At 63.0% G+C, this 8,468-nt stretch carries 6 protein-coding genes and 1 pseudogene; 5 read left to right on the top strand and 2 right to left on the bottom strand.

Annotated features, from left to right (window positions below):
• The 3 genes from VGQ94_09995 to VGQ94_09985 form a co-directional block, all read left to right on the top strand.
• On the top strand, positions 1-492 hold a 492-nt coding region (locus VGQ94_09995; protein ID HEV2022843.1), incomplete at its 5' end, for a prolyl oligopeptidase family serine peptidase.
• A gap of 305 nt (positions 493-797) precedes the next feature.
• A complete protein-coding gene (locus tag VGQ94_09990) occupies positions 798-1,031 on the top strand; it encodes a hypothetical protein (protein ID HEV2022842.1) in 234 nt (77 codons plus the stop codon).
• 128 nt (positions 1,032-1,159) lie between these two features.
• Positions 1,160-3,535 (top strand): DUF5916 domain-containing protein, encoded by a 2,376-nt coding sequence (locus tag VGQ94_09985; protein HEV2022841.1) that lies wholly within the window; start codon positions 1,160-1,162, stop codon positions 3,533-3,535.
• Between the two features lie 529 nt (positions 3,536-4,064).
• Here VGQ94_09985 and VGQ94_09980 read toward each other — a convergent pair.
• The gene (locus tag VGQ94_09980; protein ID HEV2022840.1) at positions 4,065-4,562 is read right to left on the bottom strand and encodes a carbonic anhydrase; all 498 of its coding nucleotides are present in this window, start codon (positions 4,560-4,562) and stop codon (positions 4,065-4,067) included.
• A gap of 33 nt (positions 4,563-4,595) precedes the next feature.
• Between VGQ94_09980 and VGQ94_09975 the strand changes: the two are divergent.
• Positions 4,596-4,745: pseudogene (locus VGQ94_09975) on the top strand (tRNA uridine-5-carboxymethylaminomethyl(34) synthesis GTPase MnmE).
• A 483-nt stretch (positions 4,746-5,228) separates the two neighbouring features.
• On the opposite strand, the gene VGQ94_09970 reads toward VGQ94_09975, so the two are convergent.
• Entirely contained in the window at positions 5,229-6,275 is a 1,047-nt protein-coding gene (locus tag VGQ94_09970) for a WD40 repeat domain-containing protein (GenBank protein ID HEV2022839.1), read from the bottom strand.
• A 254-nt stretch (positions 6,276-6,529) separates the two neighbouring features.
• Between VGQ94_09970 and VGQ94_09965 the strand changes: the two genes are divergently transcribed.
• On the top strand, positions 6,530-8,468 hold a 1,939-nt coding region (locus VGQ94_09965; protein ID HEV2022838.1), incomplete at its 3' end, for a protein kinase.

Genomic DNA, 8,468 nt, shown 5'->3' with positions numbered 1-8,468 from the left:
GGCACCGGCTACGCAGATGCGCGCAAGGTGGGTGTTTTTGGCGGCTCTTACGGCGGATTCATGACCCTAATGCTCGCCGCCAAAGAACCCGAAAAGTTCACCGCCGCCGTCGATCTGTTCGGGCCACTGGACTGGTACACGATGCTCGAGCATTCCGACCCGCTGCTGAGCCAGTATCTGCGCAGCCTGCTCGGCGATCCGGAGAAGGACCGGAAAATCTACGAAGAGGACTCTCCCATCAAGTACATCCAGAACGTCCAGGCGCCGCTACTGGTGCTCCAGGGCGACAACGACCCGCGCGTACCCAAGGAAGAGACCGAGCAACTGGTGGAAGTCCTGAAAAAGCGCGGGAACGTGGTGGACGTTGTCTACTATCCCGACGAGGGCCACGGGTTTGACAAACTCGAACATCAGATCGACGCCGCGCGCCGCATCGTGGGGTGGTTTGAGAAGTATTTGAAGAAGGCGCCGGCCGCGCCTGCGGGACACTGACGAGAGCTGACCTGTCCGGGGGTCTACGAGGCGTCATACGAGCTGCCAGTTCCGGAAACGCCCGCATCCCTAGCTCTCATTGGCCACTCGCGTATCGCATCGGGCCGGCTCCGGACAGTTTGTCGCCGACTCGGAAACTATCCCAGCGCCTTGCGGCTCCTCCTCTGACAGTCGGCGGTCACTTGGCTGAGTAGTCGGCAAACCGTCCAAGTGACCCGACCACTGCGGGTATGGCTGCACATGTACGAGTTGCCCGTTATCCGTCCAATTGACCTTGTTTGAAATGAAGTCTACCCATGACAACAATGCCCGCGACCAAGGTCAGGAAGGCCATATCGCTGTTGTACGAGTACCGGTACCTGCAGGACATGCCTGAAGCCAAACTGGTTGTCGTAATTGAGAACCCACTTCCCCGAGAGAAGGACTGGCTCGTGGATTATGTTGTGAAGGATAGGCGGATTCTGATTGCGTGGTATGGTGACGGTAGGACGGTCCAATACCCGGAGGCATTGGGGCCGGACCTTGGGTTTCTGTCGTAAGCCGCCCATCCGTTCTCTACTGGCGAGACACAAGGGTGGGGATTTCTCTCACCCGCGGCACGGTACATTTGCCCCCTACAGTCGTCTAAGGTTCAATACTCGGACTCCGGGTGAGGGGGGCGGTGCGGATGTTGGGCCACGGCGTTCAACTCAAAGCATCGGTCTGGCTGCGAGCGATTCTTCTGCTCGCGCTGTGCGCGGGTCTGCGCGCCCAGACTGCCGCTCCGGCCTCACAGGCGCCTCCCATCGCAAATCAAGCGCGGGGCGCAGCCGCCGTCATCAACATTCCCCGCCTGGATAGCGCTCCCAAGCTGGAAGACTTCCTGGAGATGAAGCCGGGGCCGGGCGTGGCGCAGCAGATGACGAAGGTCGAGAACTTCGTCCAACTCGACCCCAAGGAGGGCGCGCCGGCTCAGGAGCGGACCGAAGTCTACCTGGGCTATGACTTCAAGAACCTCTATGCCGTGTGGGTGTGTTTCGACCGCGAGCCGGGAAAGATCCGTGCCCGCATGGTGCGCCGCGAGGCCATCGGACCCGATCACGACGAGGTGCAGATCTACCTCGACACCTTCAACGACAAGCGCCGCTCCTACGGTTTTATGGTAAACCCGCTGGGCATCCAGTTCGACTACATCTGGACGGACAGCGACGGCTACGACAGCTCCTTCGACACCGTATGGGACTCCCGCGGCAAGGTGACTTCACAGGGCTACGTGGCGTGGATGGCCATCCCCTTTAAGAGCTTGCGCTTCTTTGCCTCCGATGAGCAGACCTGGGGCATCCTACTGCAGCGCGTGGTGCCGCACGACAACGACAACAGCTTCTATCCCGCACTCACCCGCAAGATCCAGGGGCGGCTCTCGCAGGAAGGCACGCTCAAGGGCCTGCGCGGCATCTCCCCGGGACGCAACATCCAGCTCGCGCCCTATGGAGTGGCGCGCGCCTTCCGCTTCCTCGACGACCGCGATCCCAACTTCCCGTTCTTCACCGGCAACCACCTGGGCGGGGACGCCGGCCTGGACGCCAAGGTCATCGTGCACAACAGCCTGGTCCTCGACCTGACCTTCAATCCTGACTTCCGCCAGGTGGAGTCCGACGAGCCGCAGACCACGGTCAATCAGCGCTTCGAGGTCTTCTTCCCTGAGAAGCGGCCCTTCTTCCAGGAGAACGCCAACTTCTTCCAGACGCCCATCAACCTCTACTTCACGCGCCGCATCGTGGACCCGCAGGCGGGCGTGCGGCTCACCGGCAAGCTCGGTCCCTGGGGGATCGGCCTGCTGGCCATTGACGACCAGTCTCCCGGCCGCCTGGTGCCGGACCATGATGTGCTGCGCCGCAAGCGCGCCTACTTCACCATCGCGCGCATCACGCGGGATCTGTGGAAGCAATCGCACATCGGCATCATCTACGCCGACCGCGAGTTCAGCGCCGATCCCGCGACCGCTTGTACCCTGCCCAAATGCCTGACAACCAGCAACCGCGTGGGCGGGGTGGACGGCCGCTTCCGCATCGGCGACCACTGGACCACCAGCTTCCAGGGCGTGGTCAGCTCCACCGATCTGGCCGACGGCAGCCACCTGGCCGGGCCCGCCTTCGACGCCCTCTCCGAATATCAAACCCGCAAGGTCGTCTTCAACGCCTACTACAACGACACTTCAAACGGCTTCCTCAACCTCACCGGATTCTTCCGCCGCCCTAACATCCGCCGCCTGGACACTGGGTTCCAGTACTTCTTCCGCCCGGAAGGGAAGCACGTCACCGATTTCGGACCGCAGTTCTTCTCGAATCAGGTCTGGGACCACGACGGCGTCCACCTGCAGCGCATCTTCGAGCCCGGCTTCTTTGTGGACCTGAAGGCCAACACTTCCTTCCAGGTATTCAAGGGGTTTTCGGACGAGACGCTGCGCCCCTCCGACTTCTCCACGCTTCCCGGCAACACCTTCTTCCACAAGGGATACTGGGGCGTGTCCTTCAACAGCAGCTACCTCTCCTGGCTGAGCTTCAACGCATTCTTTCTGCGCGGCCGGCAGATCAACTTCGACCCGCCCTCCGGCCAGCCGCCCGTTCTGGGATACAGCACGGAAGCCAATCTCGGCATGACTGTGCGTCCCTTCAACCATCTCACCATCGACAACAGCTACCTGCTCAGCCGACTCACTATCCCGCAGGCGCACGCCGCCGCCTTCAACAGCCACATCCTGCGCTCCAAGTGGAACTACCAGTGGAACAAGGAGCTCAGTTTCCGCGCCATCCTCCAGTACAACACGCTGCTCGCCAACCCGGTGTACTCCGGGCTTACCTCACCGAAGGGCTTCAACGCCGACTTCGTCGTGACCTACCTGGTGCATCCCGGCACGGCCATCTACGTGGGTTACAACAGCAATCTGGCGAACCTGGACCGCGACGCCATCACCGCGCACACCGGCCTCTTCCAGACCCGCAACCGCTTCCTCAATGACAGCCGGCAGGTGTTCGTGAAGGTCTCTTACCTCTTCCGCTTCTAGTGAGGGGACTCGGGGTTGCCCTTGTGGCGCGCAAGAATTCGATCCGAGTCTCCGATCCAGTTGAAACGAAGGCATTTCCCCTGTCACGACAGTGGCCCAGGCAAGAAAGGGGGCTCTGACTGCGCGTTTTCGCCGCTTTGTCACGCCACCTTGCGGCTCCTCCTCTGATGTCGGCGGCCACTTGGCTGGTTAGTCGGCATACCGTCCAAGTGGCTTCACCAGTGCCGGTGTGGCGGCACATGGAACCATAGCCCGTTATACGGCCAAGTGCATTACTCTCGAGTATGCCGTCACTCGGGAGGACGTCGCTCAGCCGCTGAGGTACAATCAGCGACACTTGCAGTAGGGTCGAGGTGGCGCAGCTGCACGGGAAGATCGACCGCATCTACGAGCAGATGCAGGCCGCCTTCGCCCGCATGGAGAAGGGAAAGAAGGTCAACGGTGTGTTGAAGTAGGCGCGGGTAGCGCCGGCGTCCCGCCGGCAACGACTCCGTTCCAAGGAGACGCCCTGACGGGTGCTTTTACACGCCTACGCAAAAACCTCGCGCAGCCCTCCGGTGGCGACGTCGTAGACGAAGCCCCGCACCGGAACTTCCTTCGGCACCCAGGGATGACTGCGCAGCGCTTCCATCTGCCGGCGCACGTTCTCATAGAGGTCGGTGAAGCTGTGGAAGGAGGCGGGCGTGTCAGCGTCGCAGCCCGTGCGGCTGAGGATGCGCCCGCGGATCTCGTCTTCGGTCGCCGCCATCAGCCCGCAATCGGTGTGGTTGACGATCATGAACTCTTCCGTTCCCAGCAGGTAGTGAGAGACCAGCAGGGAGCGCAGCGCATCCTCGGTCGCCATGCCGCCGGCGTTGCGCAGGATGTGGGCATCGCCCTCCGCCAGCCCCAGGGTGGCGCGGGAGAGGCGCGTATCCATGCAGGTGAGCACCGCCAGCTTGCGCCGTGGGCGCGCGGAAAGATGCCGCAGCTGGTGCTTGCGGGCGTACTCCTGGTTGGCGCGGACCACCTCGTCGATTACGCTCATGCCGGTCTCCTGTGAGTTCACTAGAATAGCCTTGTGCACCTGGACGACACCATCGTCGCCATCTCCACTGGGCCGGGTCGCGGCGGCATCGGCGTGGTGCGGCTCTCCGGACCGGAGGCGCGGAAGGTCGCCGCGCCCATGCTGCGGCTGAGTCGCGAGCTGGAAGCCGGTCGCGCCGTCTTCGGAGACCGAATGACAATTACCCGGGTATCGGATGGGCCTCGGTGGCGTGTGATTCCGGCGATGCCGGCGGCGCTTGAAACAACTGCACGATCTCGTACACCGTGCAGATGTTCTTGCGATTCAGCGTGGGGCACCCACCGACCAGGTTTGTGCCTCGAATCCCGGCGGCCACTTGGCCGTATAGTCGGCATATCGGAAACTAACCGTTCCTGGCGCCCGTGGCTTGCTGTCGCGCTTCGCACGCCGGGCCCGGGAAGTCGGTGCCCCGATGTAGCTTCGCGCCGCTATGCGCTATCACCGGCCGGGTAAGGAAAGAGAAAATCCGGCATCGGTTGCCGGGAAGCCCCACCTCTTTATACGGCATGGGCGGCAACTATCCTGTTGAGCGAGCAGGTCCTCTCAACGTTTCCGCGTGGCTGGTCAGACCACAGCCCATCCGCATGTTGGATTTCTATGTCGCACACCCTGTCTGCTCCGCAATCCTTAATTGGACGGAACGTCCCAGAGCCGGGCCTGTCCGTTGGCGCCGGTGACAATGGTGCGGCCGTCGGGGCTGAAGGCGATCGAGTACAGGGTGTTGATGTGGCCCCGAAGCGTGGCTTTCAGTTTTCCGGTAGTGGTGTCCCACAGCTTGGCGGTCTTATCCAGGCTGGCGGTGGCCACGGTGCGGCCATCGGGGCTGAAGGCCACGGCGCGCACGTCTTCTTCGTGAGACAAGGTAGCCCGGATTCTCCCGGTGGCCACATCCCACAATTTCGCCGCCTTATCTCCATCTCCCGTGGTCAGCAGCGTGCGGCCGTCGGGGCTGAGCATCCCGCGGAAAAGTGGCTTGATGTTGTCAAAGGTCTTTTTCAGATTGCCTGTGGAAGCGTCCCACAGCCTGGCCTTGCCGAAGCCAGAGGTAGTGGTAACGAGGGTCTTCCCGTCCGAGCTGTAAGCCACCCAGGTGACCGGCTGAGATACTCTGGAGGTGCCCTCCCCGGGCATCCGCAGGGTCGCCTTCAGGCTTCCGGTAGCCGGGTCCCACAGCTTCATCGTGGTATCGTAGCTGCCGCTGGCCAACATCGTCCCATCGGGGCTGAAGGCGATGGAGCGAACCTGATCTTCGTGGCCTTCAATGGTGGCCCGGAACTTTCCCGTCTCCGCATCCCATAGCTTGATGGTGTAGTCCTCGCCCCCGGTGGCGATGGTCTTGCCGTCGGGACTGTAGGTGATCGCCTGGATGGCCCGCTTGTGGGCCTCCGGGTTGGTGCTGGAACTGAAATCCACTTTTATCTTCAGCTTGCCGGTGGCCGCGTCCCAGAGCTGGAAGGCCCTCCCCGCCGTGGTGGCCACGGTCTTTCCGTCCGGGCTGAAGGCCACCGCCCGGGTCTCGTCTTCCGTGGACAGCGTGGCTCGCGCCTGCAGCAACTGTCCGGTGTCTGCTGGCTTTTGGAACTGGGCCAGAGCCGGGCGGCTTGCCGCCGTCACGAGAAAGAGTGCGGCCAGCAGAAGGAAAGAAACCCGCCAGAACCCAAGATTGCTCTTCATCACGCACCTCGCCCCACCTCGAACCGCCGGATTCTAGCACGAGTTGTTTATTTAAGCGTCTTCATCAATGGCTGATTTTTCATAGCTGGTGAGAACAACACCGACCAGGGCGTTGCGCTCTCGCAGCCCGGCCCGCGTCCACATGTCTGTGTAGTCGGCATATCGGACAAGTGCGTGCTACCAGCGGCCAAGTGTCCGGTTTGCCCGTTATACGTCCAGGTGAGCGACGCCATTGGAACTATAATGGCGCGCGGATGGCCCTCACCTCCGGCACCAAACTCGGACCCTACGAAATCCTCTCGCCCGCCGGCGCGGGCGGGATGGGCGAGGTCTATCGCGCGCGCGACACGCGCCTGGACCGCACCGTCGCCATCAAGGTCCTCTCCGCCCGGCTGGCCGAGCGCCCCGACCTGCACAAGCGCCTGGAGCGTGAGGCACGCACCATCTCTGCCCTTTCCCATCCCAACATTTGCCACCTCTACGACGTCGGCCAGCAGGAGGGCGTGGACTTCCTGGTGATGGAGTACCTGGAAGGCGAGACCCTGGCCGAGCGTTTGCGGAAAGGTCCGCTGCCGCTGGAGCAACTCTTGAAGATTGGGGTCGAAGTGTCCGCCGCGCTCGAAAAGGCGCATCGGCAGGGGATTATCCATCGCGACCTGAAGCCGGGAAACATCATGCTGACCAAGGCGGGCGCGAAGCTGATGGACTTCGGGCTGGCGAAGCTGCGCAGCGAGCTGGTGCCCGCGGCGGCAGCGCTCTCGGAGATGACCACTCTGGCGCCGCCGGCAAAATCGCTGACGGAGGAGGGCGTCATTGTTGGCACCTTCCAGTACATGGCGCCGGAACAACTGGAAGGGGCAGAGGCGGATGCGCGCAGCGATATCTTCCCGCTCGGGGCCGTGCTCTACGAGATGGCGACGGGGAAGCCGGCATTCACGGGCAAGACCAAAGCCAGCCTCATCGGCGCCATCCTCTCGGCGGAGCCGAAGCCGATCGGAGAAGTGCTACCGATGACGCCTGCGGCGCTAGACCGGGTGGTGCGCACGTGCCTGGCGAAAGATCCGGATAATCGCTGGCAGAGCGCGCAGGACGTAAAGCTCCAACTGGAGTGGATCCGGCAGCGCGATCAGCAACCGGCTCAACCCGCGGCTCGCCAGCTGCGGCGCGTGTGGCTCTGGGCGGTGGCAATCGCGCTGCTGGTTGCCGTGGCGTTCCAGGCAGGTGTCCGCTGGGGACGCGGAGAGGCGCCGAAGCTGCAGGTATATCGCGCCGCGCTTACGCCGCCTCCTGCCCATTCTTTCGTGCCTTATGACTTCGCGGTCTCGCCCGACGGGAGCCGCCTGGCGTTCACTGCAACCAGCGCGGACGGAGTGGCGACTCTCTGGGTGAGGTCGCTGGCCACCGATTCGAGCCAGGAGTTTTCGGGAACACAAGGCGCAAGCCACCCGTTTTGGTCGCCCGATGGACAGGAGGTCGGTTTTTTCGCGGGAGGGAAACTGAAGAAGATCGATCTCGCTACAGGCGGCGTGCAGAATGTCTGTGATGCTCCTCGGGGCCTGGGCGGCACGTGGAATCGTGACGGCACGATAGTTTTCGCTCCGCACATCGGCGCGGCCCTCGCACGCGTACACGCGACCGGCGGCGTCCTCGTCCCTGCGACCAAGCTCCACGAAGGGGTCGGCGAGAGCCACCGTTGGCCTACGTTCCTCCCCGACGGACGCCACTTCCTGTACTTCATCGATTGGTCGGAAGGCCGCAACGGAATCTACGTAGCCTCTCTCGACAACGGCGAGGGCACGCTTCTCTCCAGCGACATCCGAGGCAATGTGGCCTTCGCCGCGGGCCACGTGCTGTTCGTGCGCGACGGAACCCTCTTTGCCCAGCGATTCGATGCGGAGAAACTGCGCTTTGCCGGTGATCCCATTCCCGTGGTCAGCCAGGAGATGGAGCAGGACGTTAGGTCCGGCAAGGCCGGTTTTTCCGTGGCCGACTCGGGCGTCCTGGTCTACCAATCGCGTCGCACCTACAGCTCACGCCTGGTGTGGTTTGACAGATCCGGAAAGGAAATGCAGCCGGTTGGCGAAGCCGCGTCGTATGATCCCGCGCTTTCGCCCAACGGGCGCTGGCTCGCAGTGACGCTCGACGCGGCCAATAACGGCCACCATCTGGTGCACGTGGTGGACCTGATGCGCG

Source organism: Terriglobales bacterium, from assembly GCA_035937135.1.
Taxonomy (GTDB): domain Bacteria; phylum Acidobacteriota; class Terriglobia; order Terriglobales; family Acidobacteriaceae; genus DASYVL01.
Note: the sequence above shows the minus strand (reverse complement) of the source record. Positions and strands in the feature narration are given on the sequence as shown.

Bases quoted from the DNA above. Each gene is read 5' to 3' on its own strand.
- VGQ94_09990 (HEV2022842.1), top strand. From the start codon at position 798: ATGCCCGCGACCAAGGTCAGGAAGGCCATATCGCTGTTGTACGAGTAC.
- VGQ94_09970 (HEV2022839.1), bottom strand. From the start codon at position 6,275: ATGAAGAGCAATCTTGGGTTCTGGCGGGTTTCTTTCCTTCTGCTGGCC.
- VGQ94_09980 (HEV2022840.1), bottom strand. From the start codon at position 4,562: ATGAGCGTAATCGACGAGGTGGTCCGCGCCAACCAGGAGTACGCCCGC.
- VGQ94_09985 (HEV2022841.1), top strand. From the start codon at position 1,160: ATGTTGGGCCACGGCGTTCAACTCAAAGCATCGGTCTGGCTGCGAGCG.